This window comes from Pseudoalteromonas sp. NJ631 (assembly GCF_000276645.1).
In the GTDB taxonomy this organism is placed as follows: Bacteria; Pseudomonadota; Gammaproteobacteria; order Enterobacterales; family Alteromonadaceae; genus Pseudoalteromonas; species Pseudoalteromonas piscicida.
Genome location: NZ_AKXJ01000001.1, coordinates 108,195 through 134,845, shown reverse-complemented (window position 1 = coordinate 134,845; position 26,651 = coordinate 108,195). Strand labels below are relative to the sequence as shown.

Annotated in this window: 25 protein-coding genes and 1 pseudogene; 14 read left to right on the top strand and 12 right to left on the bottom strand. The window is 45.0% G+C overall.

Going from position 1 to position 26,651, the window contains the following annotated elements:
* Positions 1-31 precede the first annotated feature (31 nt).
* From A587_RS0100650 to A587_RS0100635, 4 genes are all read left to right on the top strand, one after another.
* Entirely contained in the window at positions 32-508 is a 477-nt protein-coding gene (locus A587_RS0100650; protein WP_017216032.1) for a GNAT family N-acetyltransferase, read from the top strand.
* 52 nt (positions 509-560) lie between these two features.
* On the top strand, positions 561-980 hold the full coding sequence (locus tag A587_RS0100645; protein WP_017216031.1) for a hypothetical protein: 420 nt from the start codon (positions 561-563) through the stop codon (positions 978-980).
* Positions 981-1,210: 230 nt separating this feature from the next.
* Complete coding sequence (locus A587_RS0100640; protein ID WP_017216030.1) at positions 1,211-2,593, top strand: Na+/H+ antiporter NhaC family protein; 1,383 nt, start codon at positions 1,211-1,213, stop codon at positions 2,591-2,593.
* Positions 2,594-2,726: 133 nt separating this feature from the next.
* Positions 2,727-4,073, top strand: coding sequence for a DUF2254 domain-containing protein (locus A587_RS0100635; protein WP_017216029.1), 1,347 nt, complete (start codon positions 2,727-2,729; stop codon positions 4,071-4,073).
* Between the two features lie 12 nt (positions 4,074-4,085).
* Here A587_RS0100635 and A587_RS0100630 read toward each other — a convergent pair whose 3' ends face one another.
* Complete coding sequence (locus A587_RS0100630) at positions 4,086-4,787, bottom strand: hypothetical protein (protein WP_017216028.1); 702 nt, start codon at positions 4,785-4,787, stop codon at positions 4,086-4,088.
* 168 nt (positions 4,788-4,955) lie between these two features.
* On the opposite strand from A587_RS0100630, the pseudogene A587_RS23770 reads away from it, so the two are divergent.
* Both A587_RS23770 and A587_RS0100615 read left to right on the top strand, forming a co-directional pair.
* Positions 4,956-5,399, top strand: a pseudogene (locus tag A587_RS23770) (GNAT family N-acetyltransferase).
* Between the two features lie 434 nt (positions 5,400-5,833).
* Positions 5,834-6,724 (top strand): DUF1015 family protein, encoded by an 891-nt coding sequence (locus A587_RS0100615; protein ID WP_017216026.1) that lies wholly within the window; start codon positions 5,834-5,836, stop codon positions 6,722-6,724.
* A 22-nt stretch (positions 6,725-6,746) separates the two neighbouring features.
* Here A587_RS0100615 and hisC read toward each other — a convergent pair whose 3' ends face one another.
* The 10 genes from hisC to A587_RS0100565 form a co-directional block, all read right to left on the bottom strand.
* Entirely contained in the window at positions 6,747-7,859 is a 1,113-nt protein-coding gene (gene hisC, locus A587_RS0100610; protein ID WP_017216025.1) for a histidinol-phosphate transaminase, read from the bottom strand.
* Positions 7,856-9,232 carry an MATE family efflux transporter gene (locus A587_RS0100605; RefSeq protein ID WP_017216024.1) on the bottom strand — a complete coding sequence of 459 codons (1,377 nt, stop codon included), beginning with the start codon at positions 9,230-9,232 and terminating at the stop codon, positions 7,856-7,858. Before A587_RS0100605 ends, hisC begins: the two co-directional genes overlap by 4 nt.
* Entirely contained in the window at positions 9,226-10,209 is a 984-nt protein-coding gene (locus A587_RS0100600) for an ornithine cyclodeaminase (RefSeq protein WP_010377510.1), read from the bottom strand. Before A587_RS0100600 ends, A587_RS0100605 begins: the two co-directional genes overlap by 7 nt.
* Positions 10,210-10,211: 2 nt before the next feature.
* Positions 10,212-11,270, bottom strand: coding sequence for a cysteine synthase family protein (locus A587_RS0100595; RefSeq protein WP_010377512.1), 1,059 nt, complete (start codon positions 11,268-11,270; stop codon positions 10,212-10,214).
* 36 nt (positions 11,271-11,306) lie between these two features.
* Positions 11,307-12,641, bottom strand: a complete 1,335-nt coding sequence (locus A587_RS0100590) for an alanine racemase (RefSeq protein ID WP_017216023.1) — start codon at positions 12,639-12,641, stop codon at positions 11,307-11,309.
* Positions 12,638-14,107, bottom strand: coding sequence for a DUF3526 domain-containing protein (locus A587_RS0100585; protein ID WP_017216022.1), 1,470 nt, complete (start codon positions 14,105-14,107; stop codon positions 12,638-12,640). The genes A587_RS0100590 and A587_RS0100585 overlap by 4 nt, the downstream gene beginning before the upstream one ends.
* A complete protein-coding gene (locus A587_RS0100580) occupies positions 14,104-15,504 on the bottom strand; it encodes a DUF3526 domain-containing protein (protein ID WP_017216021.1) in 1,401 nt (466 codons plus the stop codon). Before A587_RS0100580 ends, A587_RS0100585 begins: the two co-directional genes overlap by 4 nt.
* On the bottom strand, positions 15,504-16,223 hold the full coding sequence (locus A587_RS0100575) for an ABC transporter ATP-binding protein (protein WP_017216020.1): 720 nt from the start codon (positions 16,221-16,223) through the stop codon (positions 15,504-15,506). Before A587_RS0100575 ends, A587_RS0100580 begins: the two co-directional genes overlap by 1 nt.
* 9 nt (positions 16,224-16,232) lie before the next feature.
* Positions 16,233-18,338, bottom strand: coding sequence for a TonB-dependent siderophore receptor (locus A587_RS0100570; RefSeq protein WP_017216019.1), 2,106 nt, complete (start codon positions 18,336-18,338; stop codon positions 16,233-16,235).
* Positions 18,339-18,740: 402 nt separating this feature from the next.
* On the bottom strand, positions 18,741-19,814 hold the full coding sequence (locus tag A587_RS0100565) for an SGNH/GDSL hydrolase family protein (RefSeq protein ID WP_017216018.1): 1,074 nt from the start codon (positions 19,812-19,814) through the stop codon (positions 18,741-18,743).
* Positions 19,815-19,990: 176 nt separating this feature from the next.
* Between A587_RS0100565 and A587_RS0100560 the strand changes: the two genes are divergently transcribed.
* The 7 genes from A587_RS0100560 to A587_RS0100530 all read left to right on the top strand — a co-directional run bounded on the left by A587_RS0100560 (position 19,991) and on the right by A587_RS0100530 (position 23,753).
* Entirely contained in the window at positions 19,991-20,380 is a 390-nt protein-coding gene (locus A587_RS0100560; protein WP_017216017.1) for an HIT family protein, read from the top strand.
* A complete protein-coding gene (locus A587_RS0100555) occupies positions 20,381-20,668 on the top strand; it encodes a hypothetical protein (protein ID WP_017216016.1) in 288 nt (95 codons plus the stop codon).
* A 15-nt stretch (positions 20,669-20,683) separates the two neighbouring features.
* Positions 20,684-21,136, top strand: a complete 453-nt coding sequence (locus A587_RS0100550) for a GNAT family N-acetyltransferase (RefSeq protein WP_017216015.1) — start codon at positions 20,684-20,686, stop codon at positions 21,134-21,136.
* Between the two features lie 13 nt (positions 21,137-21,149).
* Positions 21,150-21,557, top strand: coding sequence for a GFA family protein (locus A587_RS0100545; protein WP_017216014.1), 408 nt, complete (start codon positions 21,150-21,152; stop codon positions 21,555-21,557).
* A 9-nt stretch (positions 21,558-21,566) separates the two neighbouring features.
* Positions 21,567-21,947: a nuclear transport factor 2 family protein gene (locus tag A587_RS0100540; RefSeq protein WP_026000842.1), complete on the top strand. Its 381-nt coding sequence runs from the start codon at positions 21,567-21,569 to the stop codon at positions 21,945-21,947.
* 126 nt (positions 21,948-22,073) lie between these two features.
* Positions 22,074-22,895, top strand: coding sequence for a hypothetical protein (locus tag A587_RS0100535; RefSeq protein ID WP_017216012.1), 822 nt, complete (start codon positions 22,074-22,076; stop codon positions 22,893-22,895).
* Between the two features lie 15 nt (positions 22,896-22,910).
* On the top strand, positions 22,911-23,753 hold the full coding sequence (locus tag A587_RS0100530; RefSeq protein WP_017216011.1) for a hypothetical protein: 843 nt from the start codon (positions 22,911-22,913) through the stop codon (positions 23,751-23,753).
* 17 nt (positions 23,754-23,770) lie between these two features.
* On the opposite strand, the gene A587_RS0100525 is transcribed toward A587_RS0100530, so the two are convergent.
* Positions 23,771-25,153 (bottom strand): pyridoxal phosphate-dependent decarboxylase family protein, encoded by a 1,383-nt coding sequence (locus A587_RS0100525; RefSeq protein ID WP_017216010.1) that lies wholly within the window; start codon positions 25,151-25,153, stop codon positions 23,771-23,773.
* Between the two features lie 95 nt (positions 25,154-25,248).
* Here A587_RS0100525 and A587_RS0100520 point away from each other — a divergent pair, with 95 nt between their 5' ends.
* Entirely contained in the window at positions 25,249-26,643 is a 1,395-nt protein-coding gene (locus tag A587_RS0100520; RefSeq protein WP_017216009.1) for an aminotransferase-like domain-containing protein, read from the top strand.
* Positions 26,644-26,651: the final 8 nt, after the last annotated feature.

Here is a 26,651-nt window from a genome sequence, read left to right as displayed (position 1 = left end):
AGTTAACCTAAGCGTCGTATGTGAGTAAATTATGACTTATTATGCTATCGAAGATGCGTCGTGGCCTGAGATCCTAACGCTTCAAAACCAGGCGTATCATGATGTTGCGCCGGAAACTGTGGATATCCTAAAAAGTAAATGGATGCGCTCGCCAATGAGTTGTTTTGTTTTTAAACAACATCGAGCCGTGATTGCCTATTTACTGGCGCACCCTTGGTACGATGAAAAGCCGCCGAGTTTGTTTATATTACTTCCTGAACAACCGTCTAGTTCGTCGTTGTTTCTACACGACCTAGTTGTTTCACAAGCCGTATCTGGGCAGGGAATAGGTGCCTTGATGATTAAACGCTTAGTTGAGTTGGCGACCCAAATGGGGTACTGTCGCATTCGGCTCGTGGCTGTGCAAAATAGCGTCGGGTTTTGGTTGAAACTAGGCTTTGTCTCAAAGCCAATAAAGGTATGCAAAAGTTATGGTGAAGATGCGCAGCTGATGGAAATGAAAGTGTAAGGTGCGCCAGCTAAGCTTGGAAGTCATGAAAGTAGCCATACGGTAATTTACGATGATTAAAAAAAGAGTAATTATATTCTCGCTGCTGTTTGCATCTAGTCACGGCAGTGCCGATGAATTAAAGCCATTCACAAGCGATGGCTGTAGTGCATTTCCTGATGGTACTTTGGCGCAAAATGAACTGTGGTTGAGCTGTTGCACGGCGCACGACCTTGCCTACTGGAAAGGTGGTACCGCTATAGACCGCGAAAATGCCGACATTGCCTTGCAAAAATGTGTTGCTTCGGTAGGTCAAGAAGAAGTGGCAACCTTGATGTTAGCGGGTGTGCGACTTGGTGGGCTCCCTTATTTACCTACGCCATTTCGTTGGGGGTACGGGTGGTCTTATCCTAGACGCTACGCCGAATTGACCGCTGAAGAGATAGAGCAAGTAAATAAGCACATGGCAAAACTAGCATTAGACAAAAAATAAATTGACGCAAAGTCAAATTCTGTATACTTTCTCCGCGATGTTTCAATGAGGGCCATACAGTCAACTCGTCAACCCAATATTAGGCAGATCCTCACATGCATTAAGTGCCTGTGATTTTAACCTTTTGTTCTGAATTTGGGAAACGGATAAGACTGCATCAACCGCTGTTTATAGCCGACTTTGCGTCCCTTTTTTCCGCTGCTCAAATTCCTTTGATTTGGGAAATTCGCATGGCTGAGCCAAGTGCAATTAGCATCATTCCCCCAGTCGTCGTATTGACGCTTGCAATTATCTTACGTCGTCCTATCTTGTCCCTTGTTTTGGGGGCGCTTGTAGGACTCGCATTGTTAGACCCAGCCACCGTATTGGCAAATTTTGCTGATGCTTCGCTAAAAGTGATGGGCGATGAAACCATCGGCTGGCTTATTCTGGTATGTGGTACGTTTGGTGCCTTGATAGCGCTGCTAGTGCACACCGGCGGTGCTTTAGCATTTGGCCGCAATGCACTGAAAATGGCAAAAGGGCCAAAGTCGTCTTTGCTTATGACTTATTTTTTAGGTGTGATCATTTTTATTGATGACTACCTCAATGCGCTGACGGTTGGTGAGACGATGCGTCGCGTTACCGATAAGTTTAAGATTTCTAGGGAAATGCTTGCTTATGTAGTGGATTCAACCGCTGCACCTATCTGTGTTTTAGTACCGCTTTCGACTTGGGCGGTGTTCTTTGGTGGCTTGTTGGTCGATAACGGTGTCGCGGGAGAAGGACAGGGGATCAGTACGTATATTCAGGCCATTCCTTACATGCTGTATGCTTGGGTGGCCGTAATTATGGTACCACTGGTGATATTTGGTATTGTACCTCTGTTTGGCCCAATGAAAAAAGCAGAGCTTGCAGCTAAACAAGGACAACCCGCGCTTGAGCAGATAGATTTGGAAGAAGTACATACACCGGATCACTATGCTGCAAAAGCCATTGAGCAAGAGTTCGAACAAGCCGACACTCAAGGCAAACTGGTTAACTTTTTGGTGCCTATTGGTTTGCTGGTGGCGTTTACGGTGTACTTTGATATTGATGTATGGAAAGGTTTGTTAGCGACTTTGGCAGTGACTATTCCATTTTATATGGTGCAAAGGTTGATGCCGCTTGCAGACATGCTTGAGCAAATGATCAATGGTTTCAAATGCATGCTACCTGCGATAGGAACGGTAATCGCCGCATTTATCTTTAAGGATGTGTGCGATCAACTGCTATTGCCACAATATGTAATAAATGCACTGAGTCCTTATATGACAGCTGGTTTACTGCCTGCGATGGTATTTTTATCTATGGCTATTTTGGCCTTTGCAACTGGCTCTAGTTGGGGGATCTTCGCCGTGACTATTCCTATCGTGATGCCTTTGGCCGTTGCTGTTGATGCTAATATTCCTCTGGTCATAGGCGCGTTGTTGTCGGCATCATCATTTGGTAGTCAGGCGTGTTTCTACTCGGATTCTACGGTATTGGCAGCCCAAGGCTCAGATTGTAACTTAGTCAGTCACGCCATCACTCAGCTACCTTACGCGTTGATTGCGGCTGCAATTGCCTTTGTTGGCTTCTTGATTATTGCATAGCCGCGGGCAAGTTTTAGGGTTAGTTCTGCTAACCCTTCAAAGCTAACCTCTCAAAACTCTTGTAGTTTTACTTACTCTATTGCTCAAGTCTTGCTAGGCTATATAACCAGATCCTAAAAGTGTAAGGATAGCTATGTTCACACCTCGCAAGTTGGCCGAAAATTATCGCGAACTGATAAGCAGTATCGGTTTCTATCCCTCTTTACTTGCAGTTGCATTTTTTATTTTTGCGCTCATAACCACGGCACTTGAATATGCAGCTCCTATCAGCAACTTTAAAGAGCTTATAGCGATTGTACTGGTCGACAGTGAAGAGAACGCACGAACCATTTTAAGCACGCTCGTGGGGAGTATCATCTCATTGACGGTATTTAGTTTTTCAATGGTGATGATTGTGCTGAATAATGCCAGCGCAGGGTTATCACCTAGAGTACTGCCGGGCCTTATCACCAGAAAGTCGCATCAGCTGGTATTGGGGTTTTATCTCGGCAGTATCATTTATGCCATCATTATGCTGATAAATATTCGTGGCGTGGGCAATGGTGAAACTGGGATCCCGGCGTTAGGGGTTTTATTTTCGCTAGTGTTTGGATTGATCTCATTAGGTTTTTTTGTGTTTTTTATCCATTCAATCTCCCGTGCCATACAGGTTGATAATGTGCTAAATGACCTGTTCAACAATACCAAAAATGAGATGAAGAATATTATCATCAAACAGCAAGAGCAGCCTTTTGATAACTTTCCTGACTTCTCAAGTTGGCATAACCTACCCAGCACAGAAGAGGGGTATTTTAAGGGGGTACACAGTGACAAACTGTGTGCGTTGTGTGAGCAACATGACTTAAAAATATATATTGCAGTTAAACAAGGGTTTTTTACCGTTAAAGGCTACCCGTTTCTTAAGTGCAACAAGGAGCTTAGCGAAGATGAGGCGCTACATGATGCGTTACTTAGCTGTTTTATTTTTTATGTTGAAGAGTACATCAGCGACCATTATCGCTATGGCTTAACACAAATCTCGGAGATTGCAGTCAAAGCCATGAGCCCAGGCATTAATGACCCCGGTACTGCGGTAAAGGCGATTGATATGCTGAGTATTTTACTTATCCAGCGTTTGGATATTTGCGATGTGAACTACTCCTTTAAACACGCTAAAAATGAGCCACTTTTATATATTCACGAAGCGTCTTTTGATGAATTACTGCATGATAATTTTACTCCGATAAGAAACTATGCAAAGACCGATGGCTATGTCATGGTTAATGTGTTGGAAGCGTTTAAAAATATACTGTTTCGCTCGAGTGCGGATCAACAAGCGACGGAAAGTTTATTTAATTACTTAGAGGCCATCATCGACGATGTGCGTAATACCATTACTAATCCGTTTGACCGTCAACGGATCATTGAAATGCTTGAGGCTATTGAGAAAATTAATGGCGATAAAGGAGAAGCGCTTATTACACAATTTACACGAGAATAAGCGCAAACTTTTTTAATTCAGCGCAAGCTTAGCGAGACCGGCGGCAATGGCAGAAAGTGAGAGTAGTCTCAGTAAAATGATAGCAATATCAGAGCTGCCGCCTGCAGACGTATTTCGATAAACTAAGGGATAGTCAAAGAATATAAGCAAGTAGAGTAAGTCAAAAAAACCGATCCGGGTGCCATTGAGTTCTACTTTTGTACCATCTTTTAATAAGATTTCGGCAAAGCATAAATTGGCCGTGGTTTTTATTCTTCCGCCTTTTCGGTCTTTTAATAGTAAGTAATGAAAAGTGATTTCAGTAATGTCTTCTCTAGCAATTTTTTGCGTACCAGTTACCTTTGTTTTTATCGCTTTGGGCGAAATGGTTAATTGGTTTTTCGACACGTCCATCACCCATTGAGAGCCAAAGCCAAATTTTTTGTACAGCATGACTCTTTTAGTGAAAAAGATAATTAAAAATGCGATTAAACAAGCAGGAAAAGCAATATAGCGTGGGTAATCACCATCAATAAAGGACGCAGTGATAGCCAAGGCGAAGACGAGTAATGCAAATAAAAACTCAGCGCCACCAGAAAGCATGCCCAGCGCAGCGATAGATTTGAGTGACACCCGCGACTTATCGTTCAATTCATTTTTGTTTTTTAGAGTCACATATTTGAACCACACTTTATCCGTGAGTGATAAATCGAGTGTGTGTTTAGCCAACGACATAGGGCACCTCCTTGGTATTAATAAAAGCAATGACCCTGGTCCATTTATATCGCATTTCCATGAAACTTGGAAATCTTTCAACTGGTTGCGTTGTGTTTTGACTAATAGATTGGTACTTTTTTGATTACCAGCTGGTACAATTATGGGAACGTTTGGGAAGCGGAATATATGATCCAAAAATTAAACAATCGCGATGCGTCGATGGGGGTAGAGATTTTCAATGTATTTCAACGCTCATACAAAGTAGAAGCAGAGTTAATTGAGGCGAGTTATTTTCCGCCTTTATCTCGAGCGATAGAAGATATATGTGGTGCGACGAGTCACTTTTTAAAATCAAAATCTTGCCGCAGTCATTGAAATTGTCATTTTTGAGAAAACGCTAGAAATAGATAGCCTGACCGTTGATCCCAGTTATTTTCGTAAAGGGATTGCGGGTGAACTCCTACGTTTTGCGATGTCGGAGCTTGATGTCGAAAAGGTGATTGTAGAAGCTGCAACGGCAAACGCGCCCGCTATTACACTCTACCAAAATACGGTTTTGTTGAATACAAACGCTGGTTGCCCGGACATGGCATTGAGAAAGTAGCACTGGCGGTGGATGTTTGTAGCTAACCTGAGCTTCGGATAGTCAATGCCTTTCTAGCAGCCAGTTTTAGCGCTAACTGCGTTGAATTCACTTCCAATAGCCAGCTATTGGTGCGTAAATTCGCTTCACCTCAGCCATTGAACAAGAAAACCAAGTGAAAATAGTGACCGAGATTTACAGCTTATCTTCTGAGGGTCAAGTTCTTATCGCTTCCCCTAGCGTTACGGTTCAACATCAAAAACAGGCTGAAGTACACTTTGATGATTATCAGCTCTCGTTGTCACCACATCTGTGATGCAAAAAGCTCAGTAAGTTAAAGCAAACTTACTGAATTTTTTTCTGATTATTGAGGCAAAGCAATAACCACACTAAACAAGTCGGTATAAATTGTCATGTAAACTTGATGTTACTCAACTTATGGTATGTTATATTGTATCTAAAATGGTGCAAGGTTTATTTTATGATCACAATAACGGATGGGCCACTTCATCTTTACCAAGTGGAGCAAGGTGGTATTTTGGTTACAGGCATTTTGGCCGAGCTTGACGTTTCAGTGTTACCTGAGCAAGCGATTCTGCCTCACGAGTCGGTTTCGGTTACCCATGCTATGGCGCTGAAAAAGCGTGTTCAGCTCGAGAAGTTGCTGTTACCCCCGTGTCTTTTGGTCGGAAAACTTAATTTGGACAAGGTGCGATGGCAAGCGGAATGTGTTGAAACTGCGCAGTGGCACAGTGATTGCGGTGAGTGTACTCATCGCCTCTATGCTGTTGAAAGCCCTTACGTGCTACAAGAATTCAGGCAGCAGATCTCAATGCACCAGCAATGGCTAATTGCAGATGGACATCACAGGATGTTTGCAGCAAGCCAACGTCATGCGCCTCAATCTCGGATGATGGCATGGTTAGTCCCACAGCAAGATGCGGTGATAACGAGTTTCGCGGTGCAGGCATCTTATACGCAAGCTGTAGATGTTACTATATTCAAACAGCACCTTCGCGATTTTGATATCTGTGAATCCTTGGAGACTGAGGCCGATTATACTATTTGGTTGGGGAAAGCTGCTTTATGTTTTGCTCTTCAACGCGCGACACGCGATTCTTATTTTATTCAGACCCAGTTGCGTAGAGCACTGCAGGCACTGCCAGCGTTTGAGGATCTCAGGTCTAAAAATAAAGTTGAGCCGAGTGATGAAGCTCATGTTGTAACTGCTATCTGTCGCGCTCCCCAAATTGAAGACATCTTTGCTGCAGCCAAAGCAGGCAAGTACTTTCCAGAAAAGTCGACCTTGTTTACGCATAAGGCCGACAGCCAAGTGCTTTACCATTTAAATCAGCAGGCAGCTTGTGCTTAAAAGCCCTCGAAGAGGGCGATACTTACAACTGTTTAAAGGCTTCAAGCACCCTAAGGTTTTGCTCAGGAAGTCCAATACTTACTCTCACAAAATGATCAAAACCTGATTCTAGCCAAGGTTTTATCATTATTCCTTGTTGCAGCAGCAAAGATGCGACATGCGCAGACGGCTGCTTGACATCAATAAATAAAAAGTTAGCTAGACTTGGCGCGACAAAATAACCCAGCTTAGTGAGGGCGGCGCTGAGTTTTTCCCTCTCGCGATTCGTTTGCGTGACCGTGTCTGCCAAATAGGAGGGATCTTGTAGTACCGCAATCGCAGCAAGCTGTGCTAGTCGATTTACATTGTAAGGTGTACGCACGCGGTGCAGATAATCCGCCAATTGTGCATTTGCCATTACGCCGTAACCCACTCTAAGCCCTGCAAGGCCATAGGCTTTGGAAAAAGTCCGTAACACCGCGTAGGGGCGGGGCTGTGTTTGAAGTAGCGTTAAGCTGTCAACAAACTGTTTATGGTCTTGTGCATATTCACAGTATGCTTCATCAATGACGATAACCGTATTGAGCGGACAGGTATCAATAAGACGCTGCAAATTATTGGCATCAAACGTACAACCTATGGGGTTGGATGGGTTAGCAAGCATAAGCATTTTTAAGTCTGGGTGGCATGCGATAGCATCGAGCCAATCATCAATTCGGTAGGATAGATCGCTTTGCATCGGCACCTCCAGTACCTTTGCCCCCATCATATTGGCGTAAATCCCATGAAGCGCAAAGGTAGGCTTGGCCACTAACACTTTATCGCCTTGACTGAGAAAGGCTTTGCAGAGCATTGAGAGTACATCCTCGGAGCCATTGCCGAGTACAATTTGTTCTCTGGTAACGTTAAGCTTAGTGGACAGGCGCTCGCTCAGCTCTGTGCATTGACTGTCTGGATAGCAGCTAGCGGTATGCAGCTGTGTTTTAAAAGCATCAAGCGCTGCAGGACTTGGCCCTAAAGGGTTTTCATTCACCGAGAGGTTTATCATATTGGGGTGGAGATTACGCGCCGTTGCTTGCTCAATGGTTTGTCCTGCACCATAGGGCGGCAGTGCAATGACTTCTTTGCGGGCTGGGTTTGGCATTGCTGTTGTCATGCGTTTTGCTCCTTGAGTGATGTGGGCTCAAGCAAACGGTTAGCCCTATGATTAAAAAGCCAAATCTCAGATAGCGCTGTGACCGCAAGCCCTAACATTAAAGCGTACCAAACGCCCAAAATTCCCAAAGAGAAAAACTCTTGAAATAACCACGCACCGGGAAGACCAATACACCAATAGCCAATTAACGACAGCATTAGGGTGCTTTTCACATCGCCAAGTCCACGCAAGATTCCTAGCCCGATATTTTGCCATGCGTCAAAAAACTGCAAAAAAGCGGCAATAACGAGTAGTTCTATGGCGATAACAACGACGTCGGAATTTTGTAATTCTTCTGCACTTAAAAATGGCCGCAGCACAAATTCAGGTACGAATAAATAGATTAAAGCGAAAACAGACATGACCGCGGCACCGCAAATAATACCCAAATTGCCGATGCGTTTTGCATGGTGAAAGTCTCCAGCAGCGTTGGCTTCACTGATGTAAATAGAACAAGCAGATGAAATGCCTGCAGATACCATAAATACGATGTACACCATTTGGCTTACCACGTTGTGGGCGGCTAAGGCATTAACGCCGAGTGTTGCCACAAATAGCGCAAGCACGGTGAAAAACCCAGCTTCAAGTCCGTAAGTTGCGCCAATTGGCACGCCCATTTTCCATGTTTTGGTAAGTGCTTCGCGGTCGGTTTGCCAAAACTTTATAGTGAGGTAGGGGCTGAGTACGTCATCGCGCTTGGCAAATAGTACAAACAGTAAAAACGATAAATACAGCACGATACACGTGGCGGCTGCCACCCCCACAAAGCCGAGTTGTGGTAGGCCAAACTGACCAAAAATGAGCCCATAATTGAGCACAATAGTGAGGACAACAGACACACCCGTTATCAACATCAATGGCCCAGGTCTTTTCAATCCAACACTAAAATGCCGTACGCTTTGAAACCAAAAACAGGGTAATAAGCCCAAAGCGACAACGGTTAAATATTGGGTCGTCAAATTGGCAATCGACTCGGATGTACCGATAAATCTTAAAAATGGCTCTATGGCAAACATCGCGGCGGCAAACAGTAGACCCAAAAATGTTCCGATAAGCATGCTGGCGTTAAAAAGAGGAGTGATCTGATCTAGTTTTGCCTTGCCGATTGCATCAGACACCAAATTACCCGTTGCCGTGACTACGCCCGTTCCCATGGTTCTAAATTGATTAAAAATACCAATGGCGAGGCCGCCAGCAGCCAACTCTAATGGGCTCAACATACCGAGCATGATAAGATCTATCGTTGCAATTGCCACGTAGAGCAGATTGGTCAGAATAAGCGGCCCTGCGAGCTGGCTTACTTTAAAAATATCGGTGCGCGCTGAAGCTACCATAGGGTTACTTCCTCCACGTTTTCTTGTGTGATGGCAAAGTCCGCAACGGCTCGTCCGAGCGCCACGTCAGTAATGATCATGCCGCTGTTATAGACAAAGATAATTTCATCAGGGTGAGTTCGTGCCGGTTTTTCACCATTTAATATTTCAGTCAATGTCGCATCAACGGTGGGTAGCTTGCCGTCCTCGTCTAATAAATCGTCTCCGGTGACCTTCATTTGTTCTGCATCCGTTGTGAGCAACCTATCAGCTCGGTGTAGCACTGATTTTTCGATTCCATAGCCAACCAAAATCACCACTGCGCCGGGTTTCAACCATTCATATTTAATGTTTTCTTTGGCGGACAACCCAGTAACGGCAAGGATCACATCGGCTTGCCTTACCGAAGCTTCTAAGTCTTGTGATACCGCAACTTGTCGCTGTGGGTGATGCTCCTTTAGTTTTTGCTGAACCGCTTCCAAGCCTGCTTGATAGCTACCGTGGACGGTTAGGTGTGTGAGTTTTGGTAATGCCGTGACGAGCATAGGTAAAGCGATTTGCCCTTGAACTCCTGTGCCTACAACCAACGCATTTTTGGCATCTGAATGAATGGCATACTTTGCAAACAAGGCGGAGGTGGCTGATGTGCGCATAGGGCCCAGCTCTTTTACATCCATTAGGGCCACAGGGTGGCCTGTGGCATCATCGCAAAGGAAGATAAAAGAGTAAAACTGATATTGGTTACGGCTTCTGTCAGGGTCGTATTCGTAGACCACTTTAAAGCCAACGGTATTACTAGCTGCATCTCGGCCAGCCATACTATAGGCGATGGAGCGGCCATCTTGTGGCGTCATAATCACTTTAAGTGGGTTGGCAGAGTCGGGGTGATGCAGTGAGCGAAAGGCATTTTCCACCACCTCAATGACTTTACTATAAGGGAAATCAAGTTGCGCCAGTCGGGCTTCGTTTAGTATCGGCAGAACAGTTTGTTGAGTCATAGTTAGGCGCTCGCGGTTGGTTTATATTGCATTAATAGCTCATAGAGTTCCTGCTCGATGTTAATATCGATAAGGTCGTGCTTTGCCATCCAATCATCATTGAATACGGTATCGAGATATTTCTCGCCACCGTCACAAACGAGTACTACAAATAAGCTATCGGCGGGGGCGGTTTTTAACGCCTGTAGTGCTTCGTATATCACCCCTCCAGCCGAACCACCGACCATTAGGGCGTAATGCTTGGCAAGGTATCTGGCGGTATTAAACGCTTGTTTGTCAGATACCTTCACGCCTTTGTCGATGAGTTCATACTCAATAACTGGACCTATCTCAGCGCCTTCCGGCGTCCCCGTTCCTGATTGATGATAATTCAGTCCTGGTCCACCAAAAATCACAGAACCCACAGGCTCAACCCCAATCGTTGTGAGTTGATGACAACCTAAGTCGCGCAAAGCCCTTGTTGTGCCGCATAGCGACCCACCTGTGCCAACCGCACCGACAAGGTGAGTAATGTGTTCACCAAGTTCATAAAAGACCTCTTGCGCCAGTCCTGTATAGCCGCGGCTATTGGCAAAATTATTGTGTTGGGCGGTCCAAAATGCGCCTTGCTCTTTTGCCAGCTTTGCGGCCATTGCATCTCGAATATCAGTCGATAAGCTGTCGTCTCCGGCTTCGCTAACACAGATCACTTCCGCGCCAAAAGCTTTCATATTACTGATTTTCTCTTTTGCCGCATGGTTATCCACAAGAGCGGTAAAACGATAGCCACGCTCCGCTGCAAGCAGTGCAAGACCAACGCCGGTATTGCCGGAGGTTGACTCAACGACCCAGCCCCCCGGCTTCAGTTGGCCACTGGCTTCTGCTTCATCTAACATAGACTTCGCCATTCGGATCTTAGCGCTACCGGTGGGGTTGAACTGCTCAAGCTTAAGATACAGTTTGCTACCGTTTGGTAGGCTTAAAAACTGCATTAGCGGGGTATTACCAATGCTTTGCGATACCCTTAAATAAGGGGTTAGGTGCAATGTTGAGGCGAGCGAATGCTGCGCATTTATGTTCATAAATAGGCTCCTTTACGTTGTGTTATTGGGTGTTTTTTAGCTAAGTAGTTGCCAAGAAAGTCTGTTGTTCTCCCACGTTACGGCGATTTTTCGTGGCAATGGCATTGAGTGAAATTCGGATTCATTTGAATCCATTTGGTATCCTGCGGTGTTGAGGTAAACCATTAAGTCATCGCGCTGTGGTAGTTGCGACAAGGGGATAAACCGCCAGCTTAGCATGTCGCTATCTAGACAGGTTGCACCGCCAAAAGCCACGCGATACGCTCCTTGTTTGCGGTTTGAATGTGCCGTGAGTAACAGCGGACTCGGCAAGTATTCACTTTCAAACCACTGTTCTGACAGCGATAAGCTTGAGCCCGAAAGTGTAGCGATATGACAGTCAGATGTGCCTAGGTGCGGCTTTGTCCCTTGCACTTTAAACAAGCTAATACCAGCTTCATCGAGCAGTGCTCGGCCAGGCTCGAGCATTAATGTAAGGCTCCTTTGGCGTAATGCTGCTAATGCGGTTTGTCCATGTGTGTTCTTCACTGCCAAAATAGCGTGTAAGGTATCCGCAGGGCTTTGCTCATTATGGTAGGGATAAAACCCTGCAAAGGTTTTACCTGCAAAAAAGCATTCAAAGTCCAAGGCTTGTTGCCACTGCTCATTTTGTAGATAGGAGACGGGCAAGCCACCGCCAATATTCACTTTTGATGGCGACAGTCCTATTTGCCTAGCCTCGTCTATCGCACCGATTAAAGTATGAATGCTCTGGCCACGTGCTTGTGGGCAGTATCCGCTTAAGTGGCAGCTAAATCCTTCCAAGCTTACCCATTCCTTGTATTCTCGGCACTGGGCCAATAATGGCGTAAGCTGGCACAGTGAACTGCCAAAGCGTGAGGCTTTAGTTGGTTGTGTTTGTAAACGCAGTAGCACCCGTGCAGGGCGCTTTCGCTGGCGGGCCAGTGTAATGACGGAGTTTAACTCAGCACTTGAGTCAATAGCGATAAGCGCTTGATGTACAAGCGCTAAGCTAAGTAGTGCATCTGATTTATGCGGACCAGATACACCAATTTTTTCACCTTGAATACCACCGCTTAGGACAAGTTCAAACTCTTGCACACTAGCCACGTCTATTCCTATATCGTGATTAGACGCGACTTGAGTAAAACATTGGGCTTTGTTAGCTTTTTTTGCAAAATAAATCTCATGCTCAAGCCCAAGCGTTATAAAGTTGGCTTGCAGGGTTTCGATATTTTCCGCAAAACGCTGAGGAAACACTAAATGTAGCGGTGCTCCCAATGCCGCTGCCCATTCAAATAACTTGGCTTGATGCTCCGCGAGCAGGCTTTGCGTTTGTGGATGCAATTTTGCAGTGAAGGCGTCACTCATACGACTAACACCTCTTTGTTGTTTGCACTGTCTAACTTGTTGACGTGGCGTTTTGCTATAAAGAGTAAGCCAACGGCTAGTAGCAGCAACCAAATTAGTGGCGTGTAGTTGTTCACAGGTGTGGCAAAGTCATTGCTAAATTGAGGAATATTCGCAAGCTCCATGAGCGTTGGCTTTGCGCTACAACCCTCACAAGGTGCAAAATCGCCTCTTTGATTGGCTTTGGCAATTTCGCTGGCAAAGAAACCTTGTAGTGCTTGATGATGGGCTTCAACTTCTTCCATAAAGGCGTGATGACGTGCTAATCCATTGCCCGCTAAATCAACCAACAGTGTTTGTATGATGAGTGCAGGGGAGAGATATTGTAGCTTTTGTGCATTATGTTGCTGTGCTTGTTGCGCTGTTAAAAATCGCCCATCTTGGGCTGCCATTGCGCGTTCAACAGAATTAATAGTAGCGATTTTTTTGGTGGCGTAATCGCTGGTACCACTACCATTTTTTGCAAGCTCTGGATGATCTTGAAAATACTGAGCTAAAGTCTTTTCACTCGCTTTTTGGGCTTCGTCGCTGGCGGCACGGAGGCTATCTATATAGTGAATTCGTGAAGGCGTTGGGTCGAGTAAAGCGATGCTGGTATTGACCAAAGCTGGGACCACAATTACCAAGGCGAGCCAACAGGTGACTAAGGTGGCAGCATTGTTTGCCGCACTTTTGGCTCTGCTATTTACCCAAGCGGTTAAGGCAATCCAAAAGCCACAATAACATAGTGCGATAAGGTTATAACTCAGCAGTTCAATCACCCCTAGCTGCTCTCGTATTGTTATTAAAAGCAGGCTACTAATACTTAAAAATGGCAGCACAATTAACGCGCTTCGCAGCAATAATTGATAAGTCAGAAGGCGGGTCGCACTGCCTCCTTGAAGCATCAGTAGTCTTAGCTGCCCATCTTGGCGTTCACTTGCCAAGGCATTAAAGCAAATGCCAATAATGAGCAATGGCAGTAAGTAGACAATCACAAAACTTAAATCGAACTGGCCTAACAATAGAGATAGTGGGTGAACATAGTCATATTGATGAACGATGTGCTGTTTTTCTTTGATTAGCATCTTAAAATAGTAAGGTAATACGTCGGCTTGCCCTGTTGCGATTGGCGACGTTGCAAGCGGGGCTTTGGTGGCGTAATTTTGCATCAAGTAAAAAGCCTGCCCGCGCAGGTCGTACGGGTCTTCCCACCATTTATAGTCTGCTGTGCTGGCGAGTCTTTCGGGTAATCCAACTTTGGCATCTTGGATGGCCTGTTGCTGCATTTGCTGCGCGGCAAGCACCACATCATGCTGTTTTTTAGCAAAGTAATGGGCGTTAAAAAATGCCACTAGTGCAAGCATGGTGGTGGTTAATAACAGCGCGAGTACGAGCTTTTCTCGCCAGAGGTTTTTAAACTCAGTAGCTAACATTAAACGTTTCATCTTTGCTCCTCCAAACGCAGCTTTTTAATCGCGAAGAAACTCAATAACACCAGAGCGATTAGCCAAAAGCTCAGGCTAAACAGGCTGATAACGTAGTGAGGCAGGTAACGAATAAAATTGGGGTATTGGAATGCGAACTTTGGGATCTGCTGCCATAATTCCTCGCCCGCGGTGTAATGTCCGTCCGCCTTGTGACCATGATCTCTTTGATTAAAGTTAAGCACCTCTTGCATCATACGGCGGTGCTGCTCTGCCGCATTCTCAAATGCTTGCTGGTGGGTAAAGTCGCTGGCGGCGGTGGCCATCGACAGCGCTTGTATCGCGATAAACGGCGTTAACATCCCTGCAAGTTGATAGCTTTGTGATTGCGCTTCTAGTTGAGCTAAACGCGCTGAAAATAAGCGGTCAAAAATTTTGTCAGCGTATTGTTCACCAAATTGGAGTTGTGCTCCGGCATAGTCAAAGGGCAATTCCTCCACATTGCTAACACCATATTGAGTCAATGTTTGCTGTTTGAACTTTGCGATTGCTTCAACTCGTGCTTCGGTATAAACCTCACTTTCAAGCTTTGCTTGAAATGCTTGACCTGAACCTTGCGGATGAATGGTGGTCGCGATATTCATCGCCAGTTTTGGTAGTAAAAGCGTTGTAAATGCCCAAATGGTCAATAGCGTTATCAATGCGCGCCTTGCCGTTGGGAGTAAACTTGAAAGCGTGGTGGTGAGTAACGACCAAAGTAATAAGTAAACTAAATAAAACAGTAAAAATAACCCACTTCTGAGTGTATGAGGTTCCGTGCTTGTTACTTGGCTATAAAGTAAAAAAAGCGCAACAGGCAATAAAAATAAGCAAGAAATAGCAAAAAGCAGCGCACATTTGGCGATAAACAACTTTGCAGGGCTTGCGCCCGATGCGAGTAGTTGTTTTAAGGTGCCTTGCTCACGTTCTCGGGCAAGTAGTGGGTAGCCAATTAATATAATTAATAGCGGCAGTAATACTTGTAGCACAAAGGCGGGTGATAAGCTGCCAAAACGTGACATCGGCAAATTATCTTGCGCACTTCGAAACATACTATCGTTACGAATATGAGCTTCAAGCCTCAACACATTCCCTTGGTATGCTTGTAATCCCGCATCGAGTGCAGCCAGTGGGGTGGTGGGTTTGACCACATAAATACCGTAATGGGCGGCGGAATGGGGGCCTTTTTCACCTTGATTTAGCCAGCGTAATTGCTCTGACTGGGACACTTCAGTAACGGCTTGCTGATAGCTTTGGTGGCTTTTAAAACCAGTCAAGCAGGCAAGCAAGAGCAGTAATACTGCAATGCCTCCAAGCCAAAGCGCTTGTCCCTGCCGCTTGGTATCGAGCCATTCCTTTTTAAATGTCGTTTGAAACATCAGACACCCACCTTGATATGTTTGAGGTAAACGGATTCAAGTTGGACTTCTTGCAGTTGCTCATAGACTAAAGTATCGACTAATTGCCCTTGATTGATAATTGCCACGCGATGGGCATCTTCTTGAGCACGGTATAAGTCGTGGGTCGCCATTAAAATCGCGACGCCTTGCTTTGCTAATGACTGAATGAGCTGGCTAAATTCATGGCTGGCTGAAGGATCAAGACCTGATGTAGGCTCATCTAAAATCAATGCCTTGGCTTGCTTTGCAAGGGCAATGGTTATGCCCACTTTTTGTCGCATCCCTTTTGAATAGGTTGCAACGGGTTTGTCTACAGCGTGACTTGGCAGTTTTACTTCACCGAGCAGTGTGCGAAAGGCCTCGTCGGTCTTTTCTATACTGGCCATTTTGCTGAAATACGCGAGATTCTCAAGTCCGCTAAGTCGCGGATAAAGCGCGACTTGTTCAGGAATATAAGCCAGTTGCTGCCTTGCCGTTACTACGTCATGCTGTGGATTAATTCCAGCGATGGTGATTTCCCCAGCATCCGGTTGTAAAAAGCCCAATAAGCAATTAATCGTGGTGGTTTTACCTGCCCCATTTGGGCCTAGCAGCGCTAGAATTTCACCTTGATGTACGCTCAAGCATAGTCCCTGTAGCGCTTGGTATTCACCAAAGCGCTTTTGCAGGTTATTGATTTGAATAACAGGTGTAGTCATGAATTATCCTTAAAAGCTCACGCTTAATGAGGCGATAAAAGTGCGGCCACGACCGGGAGCGACTCCCCAATCTATGCCTTTGGCACCGCCAGATAGCCAATATTCTTTGTCGAACAGGTTTTCGGCTTTGAGTCGTAGCGTGGTGTTAATGTCAGTAAAATGGTACTTCGCGCCTAAATCGAAGCGCGTGTAGGCTGGTAACTGTAGGGTGTTATTGACGTTTTGTTCGCGTTCACCAACATGGAAAATACCCGCATTGATGCTTAATGCCTCCCAAAATGGCAACTGGTAGTCGACATAGAGATTCGCTTGAAATTCTGGCACATTGGCTGGGGTGTTGCCATTAAGCGCGGGCTCGCCGTCAAGCTTATCTAAGCTGGGGTCCATCAAGGTGATGGATGCTACGGTTGCAAGGCCGTGAGCGAATGAGCCACTGGCATTGAGCTCAATACCTTTATGTGACTGGACACCGTCTTGCACGAAATAGTTAGTAATGTGATTGTGGTACTCCAACATTTTTTCTATTTCGAAAACGGCTATCGAGTAGTTCATGGTGTCCGTTTGGTATTTTATACCGGCTTCAATTTGCTCGCTTTCTTGGGGGCCGAGTGATTCTCCTTCATTTATTGCACCGCTGCCGATGACAGCAACGCCGCCTTCCCCCGCGCCTTCTGAGTAACTGGCGTAAAACGCGAGTTGATCGTTTGGGTTGTAGTTAAGGCCTATGATGGGGGTATTAAAAGTTCGGTCGTCTAGCGTGGTTTTAGTTTGGCTCGGTAGAGTTTGCTCTTTTTTGTATTGAATATGACGCAGCCCTAAGGTGGCATAAAATACATCGTTAAAGTGCAAGGTATCTGTGATAAATAACGCGCTTTCAGAGGCTTCAGTCTTGGTTGGTTCTGGATAATCAGGGAACTGCGGTTTACTGCTATGAATTGGATTGAAAATATTGCCAACGGGGTTGGCTAACTCAAACCAACGCCCATCCTTAGACTCATAGTCACGAATACTAACGCCGACGACTAGCTCATGTTCAATTGCAGCGGTAGTAAGCTGACCGCTGATAAAACTATGTGCGGAGAGCGTGTCATACGTTTCGTCTGGGGTAATGTGGATAGCGGCAGACAGCACATTACCTTGTGTATCAACCGAGTAGATATCAGGAAAAACGGTAAACCTATCATTACCAGAAAGCGCAGCTTGGTTTACCCATTGCCACGTGTCGTTCAACCAAAAATCAGCACGTGCGGCTAGGTTATAAGACTCGGTTTCATACTTTGCCCAAGGTTGTCCGAGCAATACATCACTGGTGTCGACATAGGGCGGTAATATTTTACGGTCAGGATCATTGGGGTCACTGGAAAGGCCTATCAAAGGCTGTGATACAGTGCTTTTGTCTTGGAAATCGCTGTCTAATCGGATAAATAGGCGATCTGATACTTGCCAATCCAGTGCAGCACTAAAGAAATAGCGCTCTAAGTCATCACCACCGGTAAAGTCACCGTTTTTCTCTGCTGCTGCATTAATACGATAGCCGAGCGTTTGCTCGTCAGAAATTGGCCCACCGAGATCGATGTGTAAATACTTTCCTCCACGGCTACGTACTTCTGTTGTGACATCCAAAAAAGCGTCCATGGTTGGGCGCTTTGTCACATAGTTAATTGTACCGCCGGGGTTGTTAAAGCCTGATACGAGACTTGACGGGCCTTTGACGATATCAATGCGTTGAATATTCTCCAGCGGTACATCTTGGTAGGGGGCAAGCGCTAAACCGTCGCGTCTTAGACCGTTGGTCCAATCTAGTTGAAAGCCACGCAGACTCACAAAGTCGAAAACCGTACCAATTGAGGTGTTTTGGACAGAAGCATCGTTGGCAAGCACTTCGCCTAGCGTTTTCACTCTTTGATTGCTGATTAGTTCTTCAGAAAATGATTGAATGGAAATAGGAAGAAGCTGCGGATCTTTCATCCCCAATGCCGAAGCGTTCACGTCTCTCGTGCTGTAAAGAGGCGCGCGAGTGCCATGCACATCAATTGTTTCAATGGGTTGTTCGGCAACACTAAGTGAAGAATATAAGCTACTAAGCACGCTAACTGTCAGGAGTGACCTTGTCATTTTGTTATTCCAACTGCAAAAACGAATGTGAAAAGAACCATCATTTATTCGATACAAATGATTATTTTAAAAATGTTATAACGTAACGATCTTAATCATGTTTTTGTGTGTTTGAAAAGAGGGAAGTTATTGCCAAAAGGTTATCCCTGTATCTTTTTGTTGTAAAAAACAGAATAAATATGGGTTGTTCAAAGTAACAGCTTTGCATATTGATAAAAGTATAAATCTTAATGAGTATATTTTTTTCAAATAAAAATCGTTCTCATTAATTTGTTTTTAAATGCGGGGGCGTTGAATTTTTTGTTGTGAATTTTTGTATAAAAAACAATGTGAAGGTTTGTAAATGAGGCGTGCTATTCAATACGGCGAGCCTAAGCTCACTGAATAACGCCGAACATTTACTTAGAGAAGTGTTTGCTGCTTGATAAAGGTCACGAGTTTCTCAGCAATGTCTTTATGTTCCGAAGCGGTGGGGTGCCATACACAGCCCTCCAATGGTGAGTCAAATGTATGGCTATATAGTTTACTGATATCTTGCTGGTGAAGCCTTGCAATTGCATCTTGAGTTGCAGGAATAATAAAGTTATACGGATATGCTGGACGAGGCATATAAATAATGGGAACAGCAGGGTATCTTGTACGCAGCTGTTTGGTGAAAACGACCATTGTTTTTACCCACTGCGTTTTGACTTCGTCAATAGTTTGCCAAGGCTCTGCAGGGGTTGGATCGGTACTAAAGTCATTGGTGCCTACTTCAATGACGATAAGCTGTGGAAACTTGTCTTCAAAGTCAGTGTTGTCGGTAAATACTGCTGACATTTTGTCATAGTAACTACGCAGCGTATGATGTGGCTGATTGCCACCCCAATTTCGAATTAAGCCTAAACCTGAGTATGAAACTTGGGTAAAACTAGCGCCCAACTGTTGCGCGCTCATATATGGAAAGGCTTTACGGGCGTTACTTAAATCAAGGATTTCGCTCCATTCACACTGTCTTTGGGTGGACTCACTGCCAAAGCCTGCGCTAATTGAATCGCCAATAAATAAGATATGGGGCTGTGGCTGCTGGATTGAGTCTAATTTTCCGTCTACATCAACACTTAGGATCTGGGTATTGTGTTCGTAGTGCTCCCAGCGTTTAACGAGTTCAATTGTGACGGTTTCTGCCTGTGTACTTTCAAATAGTGTGAAGGTCTTAGCGACTCCATTGGCGTTGGTCTTTAGCTTTTTTGTAAATTTGCCATCAATTAATACATCGAATTGATCGCCATAGCCCATCAACTCGATATGAAAGGAACGGCCAGTGAGCTTAGTATGCAGCTGGCTACCGGGCCAATTAAAACTCACACTGCCATCGGCATAGTTTTTACTGACGCGTCCTTCATAATGAATCGCATGATGGGTCGCTGCGTGATTTTCGGCACCGGCGACACTTCCAGAAGCTAATAAAGCTACCGTAACTAACGTTTTTAACATGTTGTATTCCTTGTAGGGTGATTCATTGAATAATGTAACTGGTTTAAATGGGTTGTGAGTTAATTTAGGCTTGAAAATTATTCACTTAACGAAGGGGAAAATAGAATATATCGCTGGCAGGAAGAGAGTTGCTCAGGTACATTACTCTATGTAATCAGGTAAAGGAGAGGTAGCTGATGACCATTGTTGAACAGATAGTTGCTAGAGATATTGAAGCGGTTATTGTATATGAATCTGAGCAGGTGATTGCGTTTGCCGATCATGACCCCATAAACTTTGGCCATATCTTAATTTGCCCCAAATCCCCTTATGAAACGCTCCTTCAGGTCCCTGAATCCATACTGGCTGAAATCCACCGCGTTGCGCGCGACCTTTATGGGCGAATTGAGCGTAAATTTTCCCCAGATGGGATTACGCTGGTGCAAAACAACGGGCATTTTAACGAATTAAGCCACTACCACTTGCATATTTTCCCCCGCTATAAGCAAGATAGTTTTGCGTTTGGACGTGATGAACTCAATGTTAAGCCTCAAGAGGTTTTGCGCACCTCACTTGAGGGGTTATAGATGCTTGGGGAAGTGTTAATCAAGATTGCTGTAACGCTATTGCTTTGTATGTCACTCGTCTGGACTTTGTTGCCTTGGGCGTTTGGGTTATTAAATTTCCAAAACAAACATGGCGACCCACTCTACAAAATTGGCCGTGTGTGTTGGTGGGTAATGGTTGCTATGCATCCCGTATTTGCTATTGGTATTTGGTTTTTCGATGCCAGTTTAAGTAAGTTAATATTTAGCCTAGCGGCAATGCATTTCTTTTTTGGGATAACGTTTGCTAGAAATGTAAGCACGCAATAAATCAAAAGGTCATAAGTGAAGATTACCATCAATGCGATTCAGGGCGAGGATGCAAATGCCATTGAAAGGTTAATGCGTGAAGTTTCAGAGGCTGACGTCTTACCCCATTTTTCGCAGCTTGGAAGAGATACTTATTTAAACGAAATATTACCTGGAGTGACTCAGGTGATGTGCAACGCCAATTTTGTCGGTGCCAAGGCGTTACTAAACGGTGAGCTGATTGGATTTGCTTTATTAAGAGATGGTAACTATCTCACCCATTTATTTGTTGCCAAGTTAGCCCAAGGTAAAGGAGTTGGTCGGCAACTATTAGATACTGTGCTAGCGAGTACATCCGCAGCTCAAGTCTCATTGTGCTCATCGCTTAATGCAGCATCTTTTTATACTGCGCTAGGTTTTCGGGCGACAGGGCAAGAAGTGCAGAAAAACGGTATTAGATTTATTCCAATGAGGTTAGATCGAACTTAAGCAAGGATATTTTATGACATTGCCAATTAACGGCTCGTGCCAATGTGGTGAAGTAAGCTACACGTTAAAAACAGCACCTAAAATGGTGGTTGCCTGTCACTGTAAGGCTTGCCAAAAACTGTCAACCAGCGCATTTAGCATTACTGCCATTGTTGATAAAGATGATATTGAATTTTCGGGTCTGATGAAAGAATGGCGGCGCCCAGCTGATACCGGTAACGTTAGCGGAGCAAAGTTTTGCCCGACTTGCGGCAATCGCATTTACCACTTTAATCCAGCAGAGCCGAATTCAATTAAACTCAAACCAAGTAATTTGGACGATACTCGCCTTATTCAACCGACGGTCCATGCATGGGTTAGTGAAAAGCAAGACTGGTATACCATCCCAGAGGGCGTCATCGTATTTGATAAACAGCCTTAGCCTGCTCTGATGTGTTCAACGTCAATTATTGAGCAAGTCATCGCGAAGGAGTGTGCGCTTCATCGCAAAGAAAATAGGCATAATATGGCGTTGTGTCGCGAACTCCTTCACCCTCAATTTATTGAGATTGGACGCTCTGGAAGCCAATATAACTTGAGCCAGATCCTATGCTTAATGAATGAAGAAGAATGGCCAGATGGGGAAGTGGTAGCAGAGCAGTTTCACTGTGCTTATATGAATAGTGACGCTTTGCTTCTTACATATCGCTCTGCATGGAGAAACACCGATGGCACGCTTTCAGAGCATGCCTATCGGTCATCTTTATGGGTTGAGCAAAATGGTAGGTGGCGGTTGTTACATCATCAGGGTACGCCCACCAGTTTATTTTAGTGCTGTTTTTACGACATGGGTTGGGTTGTAAAAAATCACAAAAGTAAATTTTAAGTCATTAGAAATGCGACTACACTAAATCGACATAAGAAGAATATCTGCTAGATCAAGACCTAAGGAACGAGTATGCCAACACCTCAACCAGGCACTGTAGTGAGCAATGCACAAACCAGAGCCGCTAATTTAACGACGACAAACAGCAATGAAGTGCCAGCGACTAAACAATTTGTAGTGAACGCCACCGGCAACTTATTTATCGCAAGTACACTAAACAGTACCGCAGGTGGAAGCGTATTGCCGCAAGAAGCTGAAAATGCGTTTGGTGAAGTCAGCGTATTTTTTGCCGCACTCACAAAAGCGATGGCAGAAGCTGGGACAAGTCTGTACGACTACGATGCACTCAATAAATTAGTGTCAAGCTCAGGATTGTTTGTCAAAGTGACAGATAGCAATATTCAATTTGAAAGTAAGCAAAGTGGCGTCACTTTATCAAGCCAATTGATCCAGACTTTACTAGGGCTCAGTGGTAATTTAGCCTCCATAGGTAAATCATTGATGGATATGATCGCTGGTATGGGGCAAGCCTCGGTAAGTATCAGTGCAAGTTCCGACAGCCAAGACAAAAAGGTCGGCACCATCATTTTTGTCTGTGAATATCTGCTTGGTGCAATTTCTATTGCGCCCATTGTCATTTCAGCGGATGCCAATGATGTAAAAGCCATTTGGCAAGCGGGCCCTTGCTTACAAGGCGGGCATACAGACGTGCAGTTAAGTCTGTGCAAATCAGTATACTTATTTGTACCACCTGCTTTTGTTAAGCAAGCGGCATCGCTCAATGAGGCGATGTCAGACCCTGAATTTAATAATCTGATTGAATCAATGCGAAGTGTCATAGCCGCTCCGCCGCAAACCACGGCAGCCAGTAAAACGACTAAAAAGGACAGTTAATGTTGGGAGTAAACAATGTTCTCAACTTGGTTTAGCAAGCAAGATAAACCGTCAAAACCGCAATCACAGCCAATATACACCCCAATTACTAAACATTATGTGTTTAATGAAACGGGTAATATCATGTTGTGTGCCACGGCGGATAGCATTCAGAGCTTTGACACTGACTTAAAAAGTGCATTCGTTGATATTAGTGTGTTTTTTGCTGCAATGACAAAAGCGGTGACGTCGACAACAAATCCGGTGACGGGGAAGCCGTTTTCAATATTTAACTACCAAGCTGTGAAAAATATTTTGGTAGAGTCAGGGCTTTTCATTGAAACCAATGTGGAAGAAGGTACTTTTAGTCACGATGGCGTAGGTAATGCGCTCGGCAAAGCGCTGTTTCAGCATGTCTTAAATCGAGAGTTTTCTGAAAAGCAGCTGCCTTTTGCCAAGTCCATGTTTAATGGTATGCAATACCAAAGGGCGAAGATGGCAGAGCAATCTGAGATGACGGAAGCGCAGCAGCAGCTTTGCCGCAGTGGTAGCATCTTTTTTATTGGTGAGCTGTTGATGGGTGTGCCACAAACGTCGGCAATTTTGCTTAGTATCGAACCACAAAGTATTGCCCAGTCGACAGGCGATACCGAAAGTGACTGGCAAGATTTATTTTCGTTGGCTGGGTTAGATGAAGACAAGCATCAGCCCAAGCACATCGTGCGTCATTGGAAATTTAAAAAACGTACTTATCTATTTGTACCACCGCAGTTTATTTCTCATGCGGTGGCTGGACTTGGTGAGCAAAGCAATATTGATTTTGAGGAATACAGTCGCAAATTGGCGCAAAGTATTACTCCTAATCACAGCGTTAGCTAACTGCAAATAGTATAATCTTAAAGCGCCTTAGCTAACTCGGTTAATGCGCTTTTTGCTATGTCTAAATCAATTTGCTCCGTTTGCCAATTACTGAGCGCAGCACGGATCACCTTCTGTCCTTGCCAACTTCCTGGGCTGACAAATATACGGCCGTCCGCATTAATGGCATGAAGAAGGGAGGTTGTTGCTGCGTCATCTTTGCCGCTTGGCTTGAAAAGCACCACGTTGAGTTCTCCGTAGTAGACTAATTCATAGTCTGGAGAATCAGCAAACCAGTCTGCAAGTTGTTTAGTTTGCGCAATATTTTTGCTTACCCATTGACGGATCCCGTCTTTACCATAGGCAAGTAATGACATCCAAACGGGTAATGCCCTAAATCGACGAGAGTTCTCTACACCCATCGAAAAAAAGTCGGGGTCGGCTTTTGATGTGACTAAGTAAGGAGCTGGAACGTCGCAGCTTTCAACCAAGTAGTGCAAATGACGAGTGAGAAAGATCCCACAGTCGTATGGCACATTGAGCCACTTGTGTGCATCCAAGGTAATACTATCGGCTAACTCAAGCCCCTTAGTGCGACCTTCTGAGCTAGAAACCAGGCGGTCGAAAATGCCAAATGCAGCATCAACATGCAGCCAAGCTTGGTGTTTATCGCATAGACGGCGGATCTGCATTAAATCGTCAAAATTAGTGCCGGTAACCGTGGCGGCACTGGCGATGACAATTTTTCCTTTGGCGTTACTTGTTGCAAGCGCTGACTCAAGCGCTGCAATATCCGTAGCTTCATTGCCTACTTGCGTTGCGACTCTCGTGATTTGGTTGCGACCTAGGCCTGCAAGACCAAGCGCCTTAATCATACTCGCGTGGGGCGTCGCACAAAAAACCTCAACTTCCAAAGCGAAGGCTCCATCTTCTGCCACATTGATCCCTTGTTGATGTCCTGCAAACTGGCGAGCTACGACCGCACCTAAGTAATTTGCCGCTGTCGCCCCTGTAGTAAAAAGACCATCAAAGCTTGCAGGTAGGTCGAATAATTCGGTTAGCCAGCGAATGGCCTGCCGCTCTATACTGGTCGCAATGGAGCCATCGCCCTTTGAGACATTTTGGTCATAGGTTGAAACCAGCCAATCGGCAAAGGTGGCAACAGGCGTTGCGCCGCCGGTGACAAATCCCCAATACCTAGGTCCAATACTGGTGCTTAAGTTTGGCACTACTTGTTTACTAAAAATCTCTATCAGAGACTCAAATGCAATCCCTGATTCTGTGAGTGTGAGGTCGGGCGGAGCAATATCTCGACCTGCGACTGGGCGGCTATTACTAGACTGTATAAATGCCTCGGTAAGTTTAGAAAATTCAGTGAGCAATTGGGGTAATGCTTGCCATTGGTTGTGTGTCATCGTCATGTGCCAATCCTATTTGTGAACGAATACTGGAATTACAGTGTAACTTCGGTAAAAATGCAGTACAGATACAGAATTCTTGGTTGTTAAGGATACAGATGGCGAGGAAGTTTATTACATTAAGTGAGCAGGTGATTACAGAGATAAACGCCGGTGAACGTCAAGTCGGTGAAAAAATGACTTCACTTAGGATCTTTGCCAAGCAGCATGGCGTGAGCATGAGTACTGCAATTAGAACCTACGAGGAACTACAGGATAATGGTTTTTTAGCTTCTCAAGAGAAATCTGGTTTTTATATTTGTAAACCTGAGACCAAAAATAGCGACATTGACTTTGCCACATTTACGAGTGAAGTGAAATCTCCTAAAAGTGTGTTAAGGCCCTCTGTTGTAGGGCTCAATACGATGTTATCGACGGTGCAAGTAGCACCCGAGTTGATGCCCATAAATCGCCTGACTAAGTTTATAAAGCAAGCGTTCGACTCTCCTCAGTATCACCATTTTCATTATCCAAGCGCGATGGGACTGATGTCGCTCAGAGAGAATCTAACCAAGCACTTTAAACAAAAGGGGTTGGCGCTGAATCCTGATAATCTCGTGGTGACAGGCGGTTGTATTCAAGCCGTGATGGCGGGACTGCAGGCTGTTACAAAAGCGGGGGATTGTGTGGTCGTGCCATCACCTTGTTATCAAGGTTTATTGCAACTGCTTGCAACGCTACAGCTCAAGGTGATTGAGATCCCAACAACGCCCGAAGGACTCGACCTAGAAGCCTTGGAACAGGTCGTGACAACGCAAAGGGTGTCAGCGTGTTTGCTTACGGCAAACCATCAAAATCCAACGGGACACAGTCTATCTGTGCAACAAAAAGCGTGGCTTGCGGATTTTGCTGCGCAGTATCAAGTGGCGATTATTGAAGACGATGTCTTTGGGGAGTTGAGCCATAATCACACGATGCCTTTACCGATAAAGGCGTGGGATAAAGTCGGATATGTAATTTGGTGTAGCTCAGTGTCTAAGACGTTAGCGCCGGGCTTGCAAGTTGGATGGTGTGAAGCTGGGCGTTATCAAAGCCAAGTGGCCGCGCTCATGCAGGCATTTCACGGCATGCCAAATCAATGTTTACAAATGGCGGTATCACGCTTTATTGAGACAGGACATTACCAGCGCCATTTACGGACGCTTAATCGCACCTTAGCGGCACACTGCTTCGCTTACCAAAGCTATTTGAAAGCGCGTTTACCAAAGGGCTGTAAAATATCTTCCCCTCAGGGCGGAATGGCATTATGGCTGAAACTGCCTAATATTGACTGTGATGCACTCGCTTTACGGCTCGCTGAACTTGGTGTTGAAATTCGCCAAGGCAGCTTATTTACAAGTCGTGAGTTGTATCAAGATCATCTGCGGATCAATTGCGGTTGGCCGCTTGGTGTGGCAAAACCTTGGTTAGATAAGCTATGTGATTGGGTACTTCATAATTGCGCCAAATTATAGCGTTAAGC